This is a genomic window from Sphingobium sp. SCG-1, from assembly GCF_002953135.1.
Classification (GTDB): domain Bacteria; phylum Pseudomonadota; class Alphaproteobacteria; order Sphingomonadales; family Sphingomonadaceae; genus Sphingobium.
The window spans coordinates 1242349-1256373 of sequence record NZ_CP026372.1; the positions used below are offsets into that span (position 1 = coordinate 1242349).

The 14025-nt window shown below is 62.0% G+C and carries 16 protein-coding genes; 12 read left to right on the forward strand and 4 right to left on the reverse strand.

The annotated features are described in order from the left end of the window. Complete coding sequence (locus C1T17_RS20955) at nucleotides 1–1254, forward strand: hypothetical protein (RefSeq protein ID WP_145958958.1); 1254 nt, start codon at nucleotides 1–3, stop codon at nucleotides 1252–1254. Between the two features lie 79 nt (nucleotides 1255–1333). On the opposite strand, the gene C1T17_RS21190 is transcribed toward C1T17_RS20955, so the two are convergent. Then, on the reverse strand, nucleotides 1334–1501 hold the full coding sequence (locus tag C1T17_RS21190) for a hypothetical protein (RefSeq protein ID WP_189338505.1): 168 nt from the start codon (nucleotides 1499–1501) through the stop codon (nucleotides 1334–1336). A gap of 575 nt (nucleotides 1502–2076) precedes the next feature. Beyond that, nucleotides 2077–2427 (reverse strand): hypothetical protein, encoded by a 351-nt coding sequence (locus C1T17_RS05580; protein WP_223262819.1) that lies wholly within the window; start codon nucleotides 2425–2427, stop codon nucleotides 2077–2079. Between the two features lie 183 nt (nucleotides 2428–2610). On the opposite strand from C1T17_RS05580, the gene C1T17_RS05585 reads away from it, so the two are divergent. The 3 genes from C1T17_RS05585 to C1T17_RS05595 all read left to right on the forward strand — a co-directional run bounded on the left by C1T17_RS05585 (nucleotide 2611) and on the right by C1T17_RS05595 (nucleotide 4046). Further along, complete coding sequence (locus C1T17_RS05585; RefSeq protein ID WP_104952594.1) at nucleotides 2611–3135, forward strand: glycine zipper 2TM domain-containing protein; 525 nt, start codon at nucleotides 2611–2613, stop codon at nucleotides 3133–3135. Between the two features lie 117 nt (nucleotides 3136–3252). After that, nucleotides 3253–3606: a hypothetical protein gene (locus C1T17_RS05590; RefSeq protein ID WP_104952595.1), complete on the forward strand. Its 354-nt coding sequence runs from the start codon at nucleotides 3253–3255 to the stop codon at nucleotides 3604–3606. A 71-nt stretch (nucleotides 3607–3677) separates the two neighbouring features. Further along, a complete protein-coding gene (locus tag C1T17_RS05595) occupies nucleotides 3678–4046 on the forward strand; it encodes a PH domain-containing protein (protein WP_104952596.1) in 369 nt (122 codons plus the stop codon). A 3-nt stretch (nucleotides 4047–4049) separates the two neighbouring features. Here C1T17_RS05595 and C1T17_RS05600 read toward each other — a convergent pair whose 3' ends face one another. Continuing rightward, on the reverse strand, nucleotides 4050–4385 hold the full coding sequence (locus C1T17_RS05600) for a DMT family protein (RefSeq protein WP_104952597.1): 336 nt from the start codon (nucleotides 4383–4385) through the stop codon (nucleotides 4050–4052). Between the two features lie 135 nt (nucleotides 4386–4520). Between C1T17_RS05600 and C1T17_RS05605 the strand changes: the two genes are divergently transcribed. From C1T17_RS05605 to chrA, 5 genes are all read left to right on the forward strand, one after another. After that, nucleotides 4521–5810 carry an adenylosuccinate synthase gene (locus C1T17_RS05605; RefSeq protein ID WP_104955022.1) on the forward strand — a complete coding sequence of 430 codons (1290 nt, stop codon included), beginning with the start codon at nucleotides 4521–4523 and terminating at the stop codon, nucleotides 5808–5810. A 21-nt stretch (nucleotides 5811–5831) separates the two neighbouring features. Next, nucleotides 5832–6422, forward strand: coding sequence for an NADPH-dependent FMN reductase (locus C1T17_RS05610; RefSeq protein WP_104952598.1), 591 nt, complete (start codon nucleotides 5832–5834; stop codon nucleotides 6420–6422). Between the two features lie 52 nt (nucleotides 6423–6474). Then, a complete protein-coding gene (locus tag C1T17_RS05615; protein WP_104952599.1) occupies nucleotides 6475–7740 on the forward strand; it encodes a glutamate-5-semialdehyde dehydrogenase in 1266 nt (421 codons plus the stop codon). A gap of 75 nt (nucleotides 7741–7815) precedes the next feature. Continuing rightward, entirely contained in the window at nucleotides 7816–8856 is a 1041-nt protein-coding gene (locus tag C1T17_RS05620; RefSeq protein WP_104952600.1) for an aldo/keto reductase, read from the forward strand. A gap of 146 nt (nucleotides 8857–9002) precedes the next feature. Further along, nucleotides 9003–10310, forward strand: coding sequence for a chromate efflux transporter (chrA, locus tag C1T17_RS05625; protein WP_104952601.1), 1308 nt, complete (start codon nucleotides 9003–9005; stop codon nucleotides 10308–10310). Nucleotides 10311–10314: 4 nt separating this feature from the next. Here chrA and C1T17_RS05630 read toward each other — a convergent pair whose 3' ends face one another. Next, nucleotides 10315–12312, reverse strand: coding sequence for a M3 family metallopeptidase (locus tag C1T17_RS05630; protein WP_104952602.1), 1998 nt, complete (start codon nucleotides 12310–12312; stop codon nucleotides 10315–10317). Between the two features lie 101 nt (nucleotides 12313–12413). On the opposite strand from C1T17_RS05630, the gene C1T17_RS05635 reads away from it, so the two are divergent. The 3 genes from C1T17_RS05635 (at nucleotide 12414) to C1T17_RS05645 (ending at nucleotide 14022) form a co-directional block, all read left to right on the forward strand. Beyond that, entirely contained in the window at nucleotides 12414–13043 is a 630-nt protein-coding gene (locus tag C1T17_RS05635) for a nicotinate-nucleotide adenylyltransferase (RefSeq protein WP_104952603.1), read from the forward strand. Between the two features lie 10 nt (nucleotides 13044–13053). Further along, complete coding sequence (gene rsfS / locus C1T17_RS05640; protein ID WP_411269210.1) at nucleotides 13054–13473, forward strand: ribosome silencing factor; 420 nt, start codon at nucleotides 13054–13056, stop codon at nucleotides 13471–13473. A gap of 126 nt (nucleotides 13474–13599) precedes the next feature. Then, the gene (locus tag C1T17_RS05645; protein WP_104952604.1) at nucleotides 13600–14022 is read left to right on the forward strand and encodes a 23S rRNA (pseudouridine(1915)-N(3))-methyltransferase RlmH; all 423 of its coding nucleotides are present in this window, start codon (nucleotides 13600–13602) and stop codon (nucleotides 14020–14022) included. Nucleotides 14023–14025: the final 3 nt, after the last annotated feature.

Below are 14025 nucleotides of genomic sequence, written 5' to 3' on the forward strand. Positions count from 1 at the left end.
ATGACACTTCTGGTGCGGAACTCCTTTGCTGACAAACTAAAGCATCTGGTTTCTAAGCTACCTGAACATTTCAATCCTACTGATGACGGACTACAGATACTTACTTGGTCTGGAGAAGCCATTCGGTCAGCTATAGCTTCTTGTTTTCATTGTCCTAATGACATGCATCCATTGGAACTAAACGAATGCATTCGCAAAGCTACAAGGGCAGCGTTGTCTAGGCAAAATTTGTCATCCGAATCTTTTCAAAGCACGTTGAATGCTACGGTCGATAGTTTCCGGCAGACCCCAAAAATAAAATATGCTGCCTGGACTAAAATAAACTTCAACCCGGCAGGCGCAGCTACGTATAACTTTTTTGGTTCAAAGATATGTATTGGCTCTCGGTTGCCGTCCGAAATGCGCGAATGGCAAGCCGTACTAAATCGTGACGGGGACGGGCCGGTTCAACCCATCGGAGGGGTGCTGCGGTGCGAAGGGCTATTTAGGAGCGCTTGGGTAGCGGGTTACGAGTTAACCGATAAAATAGAGAAGTTCGGCTCATTTATCAACTTCTGGAATAACACTTCGTCCGGTCTGGTATTTCCGGAATCCTCTAGAGCTATATTTAAATTAGGTCCAACATTCGCATTGTATAATTACCATGCCAAAAAATATGATGATACATATTGGACAAATGAGACTTATGACGCCCAACTTTGGTCTTGGGGAGCCAATAAGTTATCGAAACTACAGAATGGCATCGAAACTTTACATAAGCTGAATCGGAAGAGAAACGGTAATCCGCTTCTGCCTGACGCACTACATTGCATGGCACTGTTAAACAACAGTTGGTTAATTCCCGACCCCCAGCGAGCAGTTATGTCCGTGTGGATGTGCTTCGAGCGACTGTTATCCCATGGTTCTGATGGGACGAGAGGGGGATATGAAGCGATTGCAAGGCGAGGAGGAAAATTTGATGCAGACTCCCGCTCACGTGAGTATATTTTGTTAGCCTTAGCATCTCATCGCAACAACGCGGCACATGGAAAGGGCATCCCGGGCGAAGCGCAAGTTGCGAGTGCGCTATACCAAGAATGCGCTCGTTATCTCATATGGCTCATCCGGTGGGCTATCCACAATGGCTCCAGATTTCAGACCAAAAATGAATTTCTCGAATGGGTAGATATTCCCAAGGAAAGCGAGCGACTCTTACATCGCAAGAAATTACATAATTTAGCTATGACGTTTTGGCATCCAAGAAGGGAGCAATAAAGCGCGTTCTAGATGTTACCACAACATCATCGGTATTTGATAACTTCGGAAGCTTGCGTAGTTCTTTACGATCTAATATTTAGCTCTTAATGCGAATTTGGACCTGTTCAAACGGGATCATCGCGTCCCCGTTTTTGGCTTGCTCCAGACCGCGCGCAACCTTCGCCTGTTTCCATGCCGCATAGCTGCGCTCCGTCGCACCCGGCGCGTCGGTCACTTTGTCGGTGGCTGCCAGCTTCGTTTTCATGACATTGAATATGGGCTATTGGCTAAACACTGATGAACCGCCGTTTCCCCTGTCCTACACCCCACCCGATCCGCTAACACCGCTGCTCCTTCCAACCGCAAGCATTGGTGGTGCCACGCTCCTGACTCGCTGACGAGACCCCCATAGTCGATCCGTCGCCGCTGCGCTTCCTTCGGCCCGTCACCGCCCGCTTGTCATAGCCGGGCTCGCGAACGGGCCGAACTCTCCAACGGGAGTGTGCGCCGCCAGCGGTTCCCGAATCGACCGCGCGCTGCCGCCTCGACCGCTCGGTCCGGACAGCGCGGCGATGGGCATCTCCGGTCAGCCGGTCTACCCGAGCCAGCACCCCGGCATCAGGCTGGACGGACAGGATACCCGTCCCCGCAGCGGCGGCGCGGACGGTCTCTATGAAGCGCAATGGGACGCGGCACCCCTTGCCCGATCCCTCCGGCGGCAGACAGGCGCCCGAACGCCAACACCGCTACCCCGGAAAACGGCTCGACCGGGGGGTGACGTAGCGTGACTTTCGTGACCTTCCGACCCAAAACGACTTTGGAAAGAGGGACAGCGAGCGCCTATTCGCGGCGCACATCGTCCTCATCGTCGTCGCTGTCGGTGAAGCCCAATATGTCCTCTTCATCGTCCATCATCGGCTCGCCCGCGAACGCGCCATTGTCGATGCGGCCGCTGTTGACCATCGCGTTCATCGTCTCGACCAGGTCGGGTACATCGTCGGGCATTACCTGCGTGCGGTCGGTCGATCCGCCGCGCTCGGTCTCCTGCGTCAGGTCGGTGCTGCGCACCAGCGCGTCGTTCGCCACATCCTGCGCCTGCTCGCCGGTCTCGTCCTGTTCGCTATTGGCGAAATCGGCGTCGATCGGGTCGCTGGCGTTGGTGCCGGCGGTGGAGCGTGACGTGTCGGTCATGGCTGATCCTTCGTTGTGTAAGGGGGCGGGCAGGGCCGCGATGGCAGGGATAACGTCCCGCCTCCGCCTCCCGTTCCGCTTGTCTGAACCGCGCCCTTCGCGGACGTTATGTTACGTTCATGCAACCACCGCGCCTAACCCACGTTATGCCCTCACCGATACGAACGAGAGGAGTAACACCCCATGAAGAAGATGCTGCTGAGCCTGATGCTCGCCGCCACGACCCTGACCGCGACGCCCGCGCTGGCCGATCCTCCAGGACACGCCCCCGCGCATGGCTGGCGCGACAAGCAGGACCGCCGGGATGATCGCCGCGAATGGCGTCAGGATCGCCGGGACGACCGGCGTGACAATCGTCGCGAGGCCCGCCGCGATGCCCGCGACTGGAGGCAATATCGCAACTACGACTATAATCGCGCCGAACGTCGTGGTGAGCGCTATTATGCCGACAACTACTATCGCGACGGCCGCTACTATCAGCCGCAGCGCCTCAGCCGGAACAGCCGCATCTATCGCGGCAACGACAACCGCTATTATTGCCGCCGCAGTGACGGCACCACCGGCCTGATAATCGGCGCAGCGGCGGGCGGCCTGCTCGGCAACTCGCTCGATCGCGGCGGCTCCAGCCTGCTTGGCACATTGCTCGGCGCAGGCGGCGGCGCGCTGCTGGGTCGGGAGATTGACCGTGGCGGCGTAAGCTGCCGCTAATCGACACCGCAATGGGCCGAGTGACAAAAACCACTCGGCCCGTCGCAAACCCTGGATGAAAACCGCTGCCCGCCGCGTTGGTGCGTCAGGCAGATACTAATCTGAAAGGAAGACCTGATGACCAGAACCGCTATCATCGCCGCCGCACTGGCCTCCATTGCCCTCACCGCGCCCGCCGCCCATGCCCAGCGCGCCGTCTCCTACGAGGAAGAACTGGCCCGGCGCGAACAGGGTGTGATCCTCACGCATCCCTTGGCAGGCCGCGACAACAACCTCTGGCACGATTACCAGACCGACGTCGCCGAAGCGCGTCAGGAACTGCGCAAGGATCTCGACGACGTCAGCGACAGCGAAGACCGCCGCGATGCATGGGAAGAATATCGCAGCGAACTGGCCGATGCCCGCTACGACTATGTCAAGGAAATGAAGGAAAAGGGCTATCGCGTCGGGCAAGTCCGACTGGAGCCCTGAACCCCATCGCGCGCTTGACGATCGGGCACGCAACGGACAATGATCGCCCTTGAATTTCGTGAGGGGTGCGCGTGGCGGAAAACTGGCTCTATGACGCGCACCCGGCGATGTTCCGCAGCAACCCGCTGCTGTTCATCCTGTTGCTGATTTCCGTGGTCGGCATACTCGGCCTCGGCATTTGGTACATCAAGTCGAAGGGCGAACGTCTTGCGCTCAGCGACAGCGAAATCCTGCTGGAACGCGGCCTGCTGTCCAAGCAGCGCACCCAACTCGCCCTATCCAGCGTCCGCACCGTCCGCATCACCCAAAGCGTTTTTCAGCGGATGATGGGCGTCGGTAATATCGAGATTTTCAGCGCGGGCGACTATGCCGAAATCGCGATCCGCGGCATGCCCGATCCTAACATTGTCCGCGAACTCACGGCCCGCCGCACGCACTAACCGCTACTTCCCCACGAACAGAAACGCCACCGCCGCCATGATGCACGCGAATGCAGCGAAGTGCCGCCAACTCAGCGGCTCGCCCAGTACCAGCACCATGAACGCCCCGAACACGATCAGCGTGATCGCCTCCTGCGTGATCTTCAACTGCGCGCCGCTCCACCCCTGCGCATAGCCGATCCGGTTTGCAGGCACCGCCATGCAATATTCGAACAGCGCAATGCCCCAGCTTATCAGGATCACCGCGATCAGCGGCTTGTTCATGCCCCCTTTCAAGTGCCAGTACCACGCGATTGTCATCATGATGTTCGATCCGACGAGCAGGGCGACTGGTATCATGGGTGGTCCTTTGGCTAACGGCTGGCGTCGCACCTTGCGCGTCGCCGCGGAGGTTGCAAGCCTCGCCCTTCGCCCCTAGAGGGACCGGGACTTTTCCCCGCCCGGTGCGGGGTTCCCTCGCCCAAGGATATGCAAGTGGCCAATGTGACCGTGATCGGCGCCCAGTGGGGCGATGAAGGCAAAGGCAAGATCGTCGACTGGCTGGCCGAGCGCGCCGATGTCGTCGTCCGCTTTCAGGGCGGCCACAATGCCGGACACACGCTGGTCGTCGGCGATAATGTCTACAAGCTCTCGCTGCTGCCTTCGGGAATCGTGCGTGGCACGCTCTCGGTCATCGGCAATGGCGTCGTACTTGATCCGTGGCACTTCCGCGAGGAAGTTGCCAAGCTGGCGGGGCAGGGCGTCATCATAACGCCGGACAACCTTCAGATTGCCGAAACCTGCCCACTGATCCTGCCGCTGCACCGCGATCTCGATGGTCTCCGCGAAGATGCAAGTGGCGCAGGCAAGATCGGCACCACGCGCCGTGGCATCGGCCCAGCCTATGAGGACAAGGTTGGCCGCCGCGCAATCCGCGTCTGCGACCTCGCGCACCTAGACGACCTCGGCCCGCAGATCGACCGCCTGACTGCGCATCACGACGCCCTGCGCGCCGGGTTCGGCGAGAAGCCGATCGATCGCGAGGAATTGATGGCGCAACTCCGCGAAGTCGCCGAGTTCATCCTCCCCTATGCCAAGCCCGTCTGGCTCACCCTCAACACAGCCAAGGCGCAGGGCAAGCGCATCCTGTTCGAAGGCGCACAGGGCGTGCTCCTCGATGTCGACCACGGCACTTACCCGTTCGTCACCTCGTCAAACACCATCGCGGGCACGGCAGCGGGCGGCTCGGGCCTCGGTCCATCGGCGGCGGGCTTCGTGCTGGGCATCGTCAAGGCATACACGACGCGCGTAGGCTCCGGCCCGTTCCCGACCGAACTGGAAGACGCCACCGGCCAGCGCCTCGGCGAGCGCGGCCATGAATTCGGCACCGTCACGGGCCGCAAGCGCCGCTGCGGCTGGTTCGACGCGGTGCTGGTGCGGCAATCGGTCGCCGTCTCCGGCGTTACCGGCATCGCGCTGACGAAGCTCGACGTGCTAGACGGTTTTGATGAACTGAAGATCTGCGTTGGCTACACCATTGGCGACCAGACCTACGATTATCTCCCCGCGCACAGCCAGGATCAGGCGCGCGCTACGCCAGTCTATGAGACTATCGAAGGCTGGCAGGACACCACCGCCGGCGCACGCAGCTGGGCCGAACTTCCGGCGCAGGCGATCAAATATATCCGCCGGATCGAGGAACTGATCGGCTGCCCGGTCACTCTGGTATCGACCTCGCCACAGCGCGACGACACGATCCTGGTCCGCGATCCCTTCGCCGACTGACCACCCAAAGGAGCCAAAGTCATGCCGTTATCCATCCCGGTTTTCTATGGCTCCTATCGCTCCGACCGGATGGGTATACGCCTCGCCAATTACATTGTAGCGGGCATCGATGCGCGCGGCGACAAAGCCGAACTGATCGACGCCAAGGCGATCGACTTGCCGATGCTCGACCGCATGTACAAGGAACATCCCAAGGGCGAAGCGCCGCCCGCGATGGAAAAGCTGGCCGAGACGATCCGCACCGCCGACGCCTTCATCTTCGTTACCGGTGAATATAATTGGGGCATGCAGCCGGGACTCAAGAACTTGACGGACCATTTCCTGGAGGAATGGTTCTGGCGCCCCGCCGCCATCGCCAGCTATTCGGCTGGTCGTCTAGGCGGTGCGCGCTCCAACAGCATGTGGCACCCGACGCTGAGCGAGATGGGCATGGTCGTCATCTCCAGCACGATCACTGTTGGCCCCATTGCGCAGACCCTGGACGAACAAGGCCAAACGATTGGCGACGCAGGCAAATCCCTCGACCGCGCCTTTCCCCGCTTTGCCGATGACCTTAGCTGGTGGGCCGAAGCCGCCAAGGCGCAGCGCGCGACGAAAGCACCACCATACTGATCCACCGCTCGCGCATTTCCCACCGTCCTGAATCATGCTACGGCCCATGACTATGAACGACCTGACACAGACACCCGAAATGCTGATCGCGCTGCTCGGCGCACGCGCGCGCAAGGCGTCCGCGATATTGGCGCAGGCCAGTGACGCGCAAAAGTCGCAAGCCCTGAAGCTCGCCGCGCAGGCGCTACGCGATGCGGCCCCGGCCATCGCCGCCGCCAATGCGCGCGACATGGAAAATGCCGCAGCCAATGGATTGTCGCCCGCCATGCTCGACCGCCTGCGCCTCGACGCGGGCCGCATCGCCGCCACCGCGGATGGCGTCGAGGAAGTCGCCACGCTCACCAATCCGCTGGGCGCAATCATCGACAGCAGCGAGCGTCCCAACGGCCTCGCCCTGCAACGCGTGCGCGTGCCGCTAGGCGTCATCGGCATCATCTATGAAAGCCGCCCGAACGTCACTGCCGACGCGGCTGCCCTGTGCCTGCGCGCGGGCAATGCGGTGATCCTGCGCGGCGGCAGCGAAGCGGTGGAAAGCAACCGCGCCATCCACGCCGCCATGCTGTCCGGCATCGTCGCGGCGGGCCTCCCCGCCGACGCCGTGCAGATCGTACCGACCACCGATCGCGCCGCCGTAGGCGCACTCCTCAAAGCCGCCGAATTCATCGACCTCATCATCCCGCGCGGCGGCAAGAGCCTCGTCGCCCGCGTCCAGGAAGAAGCGCGCGTGCCCGTCCTCGCGCATCTCGACGGCATCAACCACAGCTATGTCCATGCTGCCGCCGATCCGGAGATGGCCCGCAAGCTCGTTGTCAACGCCAAGATGCGCCGCACCGGCGTCTGTGGCGCGACCGAGACCGTCCTGATCGATCGGGACTTCACCGCCGCCGCGCCATTGGTGAATGCACTGCTCGACGCCCAATGCGCGGTGCGCGGGGACGCAGACGTGCAGGCACTGGACGCGCGCGTGACTCCCGCATCGGACGAAGATTGGGACACGGAATATCTCGAAGCCATCGTCTCCATCCGCTTCGTCGATGGCATGGACGACGCCCTCGATCATATCGCCGCCCATGGCAGCCACCACACTGACGCGATCATCACCGAAGACGCAGCAGCGGCGGAGCGGTTCCTCAATGCCGTCGACAGCGCCATCGTCATGTGGAACGCCTCCACGCAATTCGCGGACGGCGGCGAATTTGGCCTCGGCGCAGAGATCGGCATTTCCACCGGAAAGCTTCACGCGCGCGGTCCGGTCGCGCTGGAAGGGCTGACCACCTACAAATGGCTGGTGCGGGGCACAGGGCAAGCTCGCCCGTAACCGCCGAAGGGTTGGAAAGAGGCGCGCGCGTTCCTACTTCGCGCTCGGCTCACTGATCCTCCGGAGGCTTCCCCCATGCGCTATAATCGTTTCGGCCGTACTGGCTTGTTCGTGTCCGAATTGTGCCTCGGCACCATGACCTTCGGCGGCGAAGAGGGCAACATGTGGGGCCATATTGGGCGGCTGCAACTCGACGAGGCGAAAACCCTGCTGAAGGGCGCGGTCGATACCGGGATCAACTTCATCGACACCGCCAATGTCTACGGCAACGGCGCATCGGAAGAGATATTGGGGCAGGCGATCACCTCGCTCGGCCTCAATCGCCATGATCTGGTGATCGCGACGAAGGTGTTCGGGCCGATGGGCGAAGGCCCGAATGCGCGCGGCAACTCGCGCTATCACATCATGCAGCAGGTCCGGGAAAGCCTGAAACGCCTCGGCACCGATCACATCGACCTCTATCAGATACATGGCTGGGACGCCGTGACCCCCATCGAGGAAACGGTCCGCGTGCTTGACGATCTCGTTCGCCAGGGGCTCGTGCGCTATGTCGGCGTCAGCAACTGGCCCGCGTGGGCAGTCGCCAAAGCCCTCGGCATATCCGAACGGCTGAATGAGGCCCGGTTCGAGAGTGTGCAGGCATACTACAGCATCGCCGGACGCGATCTGGAGCGCGAACTCGCGCCAATGATGCGGTCGGAGCAAGTGGGCCTGATGGTCTGGTCGCCACTGGCGGGCGGGTTCCTATCGGGCAAATACACGCGCGAAGGCGAGGGCGAAGGCCGCCGCGCCGCGTTCGATTTTCCGCCGGTCGACAAGGACAAGGGCTTCGATATCATAGATGCGATGCGTACCATCGCCGATGCGCGCGGCGTGTCGGTCGCCCGCATTGCGCTGGCATGGCTGCTGCATCAGCCAGTCGTCACCAGCGTCATCATTGGCGCGAAACGCCCCGACCAGTTGACGGACAATATCGCCGCCACGGAAATCACGCTGACCGCCGAAGAACTGGCGACGCTGGACGCGGTCAGCGCGCTCCCACCCGAATATCCCGGTTGGATGCTCGAACGGCAGGGCGAATATCGTGCCAACCAGCTGAACCAGCCGCCGCGCTGAAACGCGCCTCTTGATCCCGCGCCTGCCCTGCGATAGCGGTGGCAGCGCGGGGCAAGGCGACCTCCCGCATAGAAGCGCTTCTGCGCTCAAGCGTTGCTCTTGATACCCCTGCACGTCACAGGCGTGCGGGCGCTTGAGGGCATGACATGATCGACGCGCAGAACACCCCTACCTTTCGGCAATTCCTCGGCGTTTTCGCGCGCATAGGCTGCCTCAGCTTCGGCGGCCCCGCCGGCCAGATCGCGCTGATACACCGCGAGTTAATCGACGAGCGGCAATGGTTGGAGGAAGGCCCGTTCCTGCGCGCCCTCAACTTCTGTCACTTGCTTCCCGGCCCGGAGGCGCAGCAACTCGCGACCTATATCGGCTGGCGCATGTTCGGTCTTCGTGGCGGGCTGGCGGCGGGGCTGCTGTTCATCATCCCCGGCGCGCTGGTGATGCTGGCGCTCTCACTGCTCTATGTGCAGGCGACGGGCCTCGCAGGCTTCGAAGCCGCGATGGCGGGCGTGAAGGCCGCCGTCATTGCGATAGTGGTGCAAGCGCTCATCCGCATCGCCCGCCGCGCACTGAAAACCCGCGCGCAGGTGCTGCTCGCCATCGCCGCTTTCGTGGCGCTGTTCCTCTTCGATCTTCCCTTCCCGATCGTGATCGCCGTTGCCGCGCTGGTGGGCATGCTCACCGGGAAAACAGTCGATCATGCGTCCACTTCGCCTTCCGCTTCAACCTCGGCCAGTACGATGTTCGGCCAGTCGATACGCGCCGTCCTGATCGGTTGCCTTCTCTGGGCCGCACCTGTCGCCCTGATCTTCGCGACCCTCGGGCCGGATCACGTCCTTGCCCACGTCGCCACCTTCTTCTCGAAACTCGCAGTGGTGACGTTCGGCGGCGCCTATGCCGTGCTCGCCTATATGGCGCAGGCGGCGGTACAGGACATGGGTTGGCTTTCTGCCGGGCAGATGGCGGACGGCCTCGGCCTAGCCGAAACCACGCCCGGCCCGCTTATCCTCGTGACGCAGTTCGTCGGCTTCCTCGGCGCCTGGAACGCCCCCGCGCCCTTCACGCCGACCATCGCCGCGATCCTTGCCAGCATCATCGTCCTGTGGGTGACGTTCGTCCCCTGCTTCATCTGGATTTTCGCGTTCGCGCCATGGATCGAGCGGCTGGAACATGCCCGCCGTCTCCATGCCGCGCTGGCAGGGGTCACCGCAGCCGTGGTCGGCGTCATCGCCAACCTTGCGCTATGGTTCGCGCTGCATGTCCTGTTCACGCGCGTCACGCCGTTCAGCGCCGGACCGATCCACACGCAACTGCCTGACGTCTCCAGCTTCGATCCTGTCGCAGCGCTCCTCGCGGCAGGCGCAATGATCCTGATGCTGCGCTTCAACCGCGGACCCGTCACGGTACTCGGGCTGGCCGTCCTCGCCAGCGTCGCCCTGCGACTGGTCCTCGGCTAAAGCGCTACTTCTTCGCCAGTTCTTCCTTGAACGCGTCAAGTTGCAGCGGACGCCCGAGGAAGTTCTGGATCAGCACATTGGCGTCCTGCGACCCGCCCGGATCAAGCACCAGATTGCGATAGGCCATCGCCGTCGCCTTGTCGCGAATGCCCGCCGTCTTGAACCGCGTGAACAGGTCGAGCGCGATCGCCTTCGACCAGACATAGGTGTAGTAGATCGCCGAATAGCCATCCAGATGCCCAAAGCTCGCATAGTTATGCGTCGCCGGCACGGGCGGAAACAGCGAGTAGCGCGCGATCTGCTGATCGTACATCGGCTTCAGGTCAAAGTCGGGCTTGCGATTGTAGAAATTGAGCGAGACCGCCGCATAGGCAAGCTGCCCCTTCCACACGCCCGCTTCCCCGAAGCGGCGGCCCGCGTTCATCTTCTCGACCAGCGCCTTGGGAATCGGCTCGCCCTTATCGTTGGAGGCGAAGCCTTTCAGCGTGTCATAGTCCCACACCCATTCCTCCAGTAGTTGCGATGGCGCTTCGATAAAGTCCCATTGCAGATTGCCCATCGACTGCGTCGCGTATTGCGTATGCCCCGAATAGAGCGAATGGATGAGGTGCCCAAATTCGTGCAGGAAAGTGTTGGCATCGTCATGATCCATCGGCCCGGTCGCCGGGAAGTTGCAGATCAGCGCGCCTACCGGCACCTGCTGCCCCGCCACCCCGGTGCGGATCGGGAATTGCGCGGCGTGATTATATTTCCCCGTACGCGGGAACATGTCGAGATAGAAACGCCCGACCAGCTTGCCCTTGTCGTATAGCTCCCACGCGGTGACGCTCTTGTCCCACACGGGCGTATTCCAAGGCCGGATGTCCGCGCCGAACAAGTCGCCGACCAGCTTGAAGATACCCGCACGCGTCTTCTCATAGGTGAAATATTGCCGGACAACCTCCGCATCCACAGCATATTTCTGCTTGCGGAGCAGGTTCTTCATGTAATTATTGTCCCAGCCCTGCAACTTGTCGATCGTCGGATCGACCGTCTTCGCGAACGTCAGCAGCTCGGCATAGTCGGCATCCGCGCCGGGCTCGGCGGCGACATTCACATCCTCGATGAACTGCGCGGCGCGGGCGGGGTTGCCGATCATCTTGTCCGCCGTCACCAGCGTCGCATAATCGGGATAGCCGAGCAGTTGCGCCAGTGCGTAACGCTTCTCCAGCAATGTCCGCAGCACCGCTTCGTTCTTCGGATAGCCACGATTGCCGAACGCTGTCGCGACCTTCTGCCGCGTCGCGCGAATGCTCGCGAAATCGAGGATGGGGAAGATATCGGGATAATCGAAGGTCAGATGCACCAGACCATCGGCACCCGGCTTATGCGCGTCGACATAATCCTGCGGAAGGCCCGCCAATTCCGCGGGCTTTAGCGGAATGTCGCCCTTGTCGTCGCGGATGTTCTTCGCGAACAGCAGGCCGGTCTCGGTGATCTCCTTCTGAAGCTGCGTCACCTTGGCGCGCGTCGCCTCATCCTTGTCGACGCCCGCCAGCTTGTAGTTCGTCAGCATCTTCTTGAGAGTGAAGCCCGTCTTGTCGTCCAGCCCGCTCGCCGGAATGGCGGCCAGCCGGTCGTAGATCGGCCGCGACAGGCTCACTGCGGTGTTCGCGTCTGAGAGCTTCTGCACGCACGCCTCCGCCGCCGTCCTGACGGGCTCGGTCGTGCTGGTCTGCGACACCAGATACATTTCGTTGCTACCATCGGACAGCAGCAGGGACAGGTCGTCGAACGCGGCAAAGTCCTTCGCGATCGTCGCCGGACCCTTGCGCCCCTCCAGCGCCGCACGCGACTGCGCGACCGCCGCCAATGTCTCGCTGCAACGCGCGTCGACTGCCGCCGCTGTGGTTAGATTGAGCGGCAACGGCGTCAGCAATTTCGTAGCGTCAGCATAGGGTTCGGCGTGGGCCGTGCCCGCGACCAGCAGACTGAGCAAAGGCAAGTGAAAAGCGCGTTTCATAAATTTCCCCGACAGGAAGTGTATTACCCGTTTGTGGCACTCAGCGTTACGGCCTGCAAGCCGCTGATTGCAGTGGCTGCGCCAGTCTGCCAAAGCGGGGCATGGCCCGGATCGGCATATTGGGAGGCTCCTTCAATCCCGCGCATGGCGGCCACCGTGCGATTTCGCTGTTCGCATTGCAGGCGCTGGGGCTGGACGAAGTGTGGTGGCTCGTCTCGCCGGGCAATCCATTGAAGCCGGCCAAGGGTATGGCATCGCTCCGCGCCCGCTTTGCAAGCGCGCAGGCGCAGGCCCGCCGCGCCCCGATCCGTCCCACCACTATCGAGGCGCAACTTGGCACACGCTACACCGTCGACACGCTCAAGGCGCTGACCCGGCGTTACCCGCAAAACGACTTCATCTGGTTGATGGGTGGCGATAATCTCCGCCAGTTCGGCCAGTGGAAGGACTGGCGCGGTATCGCGCATATCATGCCCATTGCCGTTATCGCGCGTCCGGGCTATAATGAAGCCGCTTATGGCTCTGTGGCCATGGCATGGCTGCGGCGCTTCGTCCGGCCCGCGCGCCAGAGCAGTCACTGGACGGACTGGAGACCGCCGGCGCTCGTGCTTTTGCGCTTTCGCCCTGATCCACGATCGGCAACCCTGCTGCGGCAGGCGGACCCCCTCTGGCATCGCGAGTTGGATATGAAGCGTGTGCGTGATTCGCTCACGCGCAAAATGGTTATATGAAGGAGTAGAATTGCCCAGACCGACCCCCGCCAACGATACGGCGCCGCAAGACGTGATCGAAGATCGCCCCTATGCCGACACCGAATCCGTGGCCGCCCTGCACGCATTGGTCATGCAGTCGCTTGACGACGACCAGGCGCAGGAGATCATCTCGATCCCCCTTGAAGGCAAGAGCAGCATCGCCGATTACATGGTGATCGCAAGCGGCCGTTCGTCGCGTCAGGTCGCGACGATGGCACAGAAACTCGCCGAGCGCGTGAAGCAGTCCACGGGCCGCAGCGCGCGGATCGAAGGGCTGCCGGTCGCCGACTGGGTGCTGATCGACGCGGGCGACATCATCGTCCACCTGTTCCGCCCCGAAGTGCGCAGCTTCTACAACCTCGAACGCATGTGGGGCTTCACCGACGCTCCGGTGGCGACTTCCGCCTAGAAAACCGTTCGCCCTGAGCGAAGTCGAAGGGTCAAGCTGAGCCGCAGGCGAAGCCCCTTCACTGCGTTCAGGAGATGGCTTCGACTTCGCTCAGCCCGAACGGACGGGAGGGCAGGGAAATAAGGCATGCTCCTGCACATCCTCGCGCGCGGCAAGATCGGCCGGTCTCCGGAAGCGGACCTCGTCGAGCGCTACCTCAAACGCGTGACACTCCCCACCAAAGTCACCGAACTGCCCGATCGAGGCGGCAAACTCCCCCCGACATCGCCCGGCACCGTCACCGTGATGCTGGACGAAAAGGGCGCGCAGCTTTCCTCCATGGCCTTCGCCCAACACATCGAGCGTTGGCGCGACAATGGCACCCGCGAATGCCGCTTCCTGATCGGCGCGGCGGATGGGTTCGACGATGCCGCCCGCGCCAGTGCCGACTTGCTGATCGCGTTCGGCGCGATGACATGGCCGCACATGATGGCGCGGGCGATGCTGGCCGAACAATTGTGGCGCGCGACAAGCATCCTTGCCAACCACCCCTATCATCGCGAAGGATAGCCC

Coding starts and splice junctions, on each gene's coding strand:
- chrA (WP_104952601.1), top strand. CDS start 9,003: ATGATCGACGCGCAGAACACCCCTACCTTTCGGCAATTCCTCGGCGTT.
- C1T17_RS05590 (WP_104952595.1), top strand. CDS start 3,253: ATGACCAGAACCGCTATCATCGCCGCCGCACTGGCCTCCATTGCCCTC.
- C1T17_RS05585 (WP_104952594.1), top strand. CDS start 2,611: ATGAAGAAGATGCTGCTGAGCCTGATGCTCGCCGCCACGACCCTGACC.
- C1T17_RS05580 (WP_223262819.1), bottom strand. CDS start 2,427: ATGACCGACACGTCACGCTCCACCGCCGGCACCAACGCCAGCGACCCG.
- C1T17_RS05610 (WP_104952598.1), top strand. CDS start 5,832: ATGCCGTTATCCATCCCGGTTTTCTATGGCTCCTATCGCTCCGACCGG.
- C1T17_RS05615 (WP_104952599.1), top strand. CDS start 6,475: ATGAACGACCTGACACAGACACCCGAAATGCTGATCGCGCTGCTCGGC.
- C1T17_RS05630 (WP_104952602.1), bottom strand. CDS start 12,312: ATGAAACGCGCTTTTCACTTGCCTTTGCTCAGTCTGCTGGTCGCGGGC.
- C1T17_RS20955 (WP_145958958.1), top strand. CDS start 1: ATGACACTTCTGGTGCGGAACTCCTTTGCTGACAAACTAAAGCATCTG.
- C1T17_RS05620 (WP_104952600.1), top strand. CDS start 7,816: ATGCGCTATAATCGTTTCGGCCGTACTGGCTTGTTCGTGTCCGAATTG.
- C1T17_RS05600 (WP_104952597.1), bottom strand. CDS start 4,385: ATGATACCAGTCGCCCTGCTCGTCGGATCGAACATCATGATGACAATC.
- C1T17_RS05645 (WP_104952604.1), top strand. CDS start 13,600: ATGCTCCTGCACATCCTCGCGCGCGGCAAGATCGGCCGGTCTCCGGAA.
- C1T17_RS21190 (WP_189338505.1), bottom strand. CDS start 1,501: ATGAAAACGAAGCTGGCAGCCACCGACAAAGTGACCGACGCGCCGGGT.
- C1T17_RS05635 (WP_104952603.1), top strand. CDS start 12,414: ATGGCCCGGATCGGCATATTGGGAGGCTCCTTCAATCCCGCGCATGGC.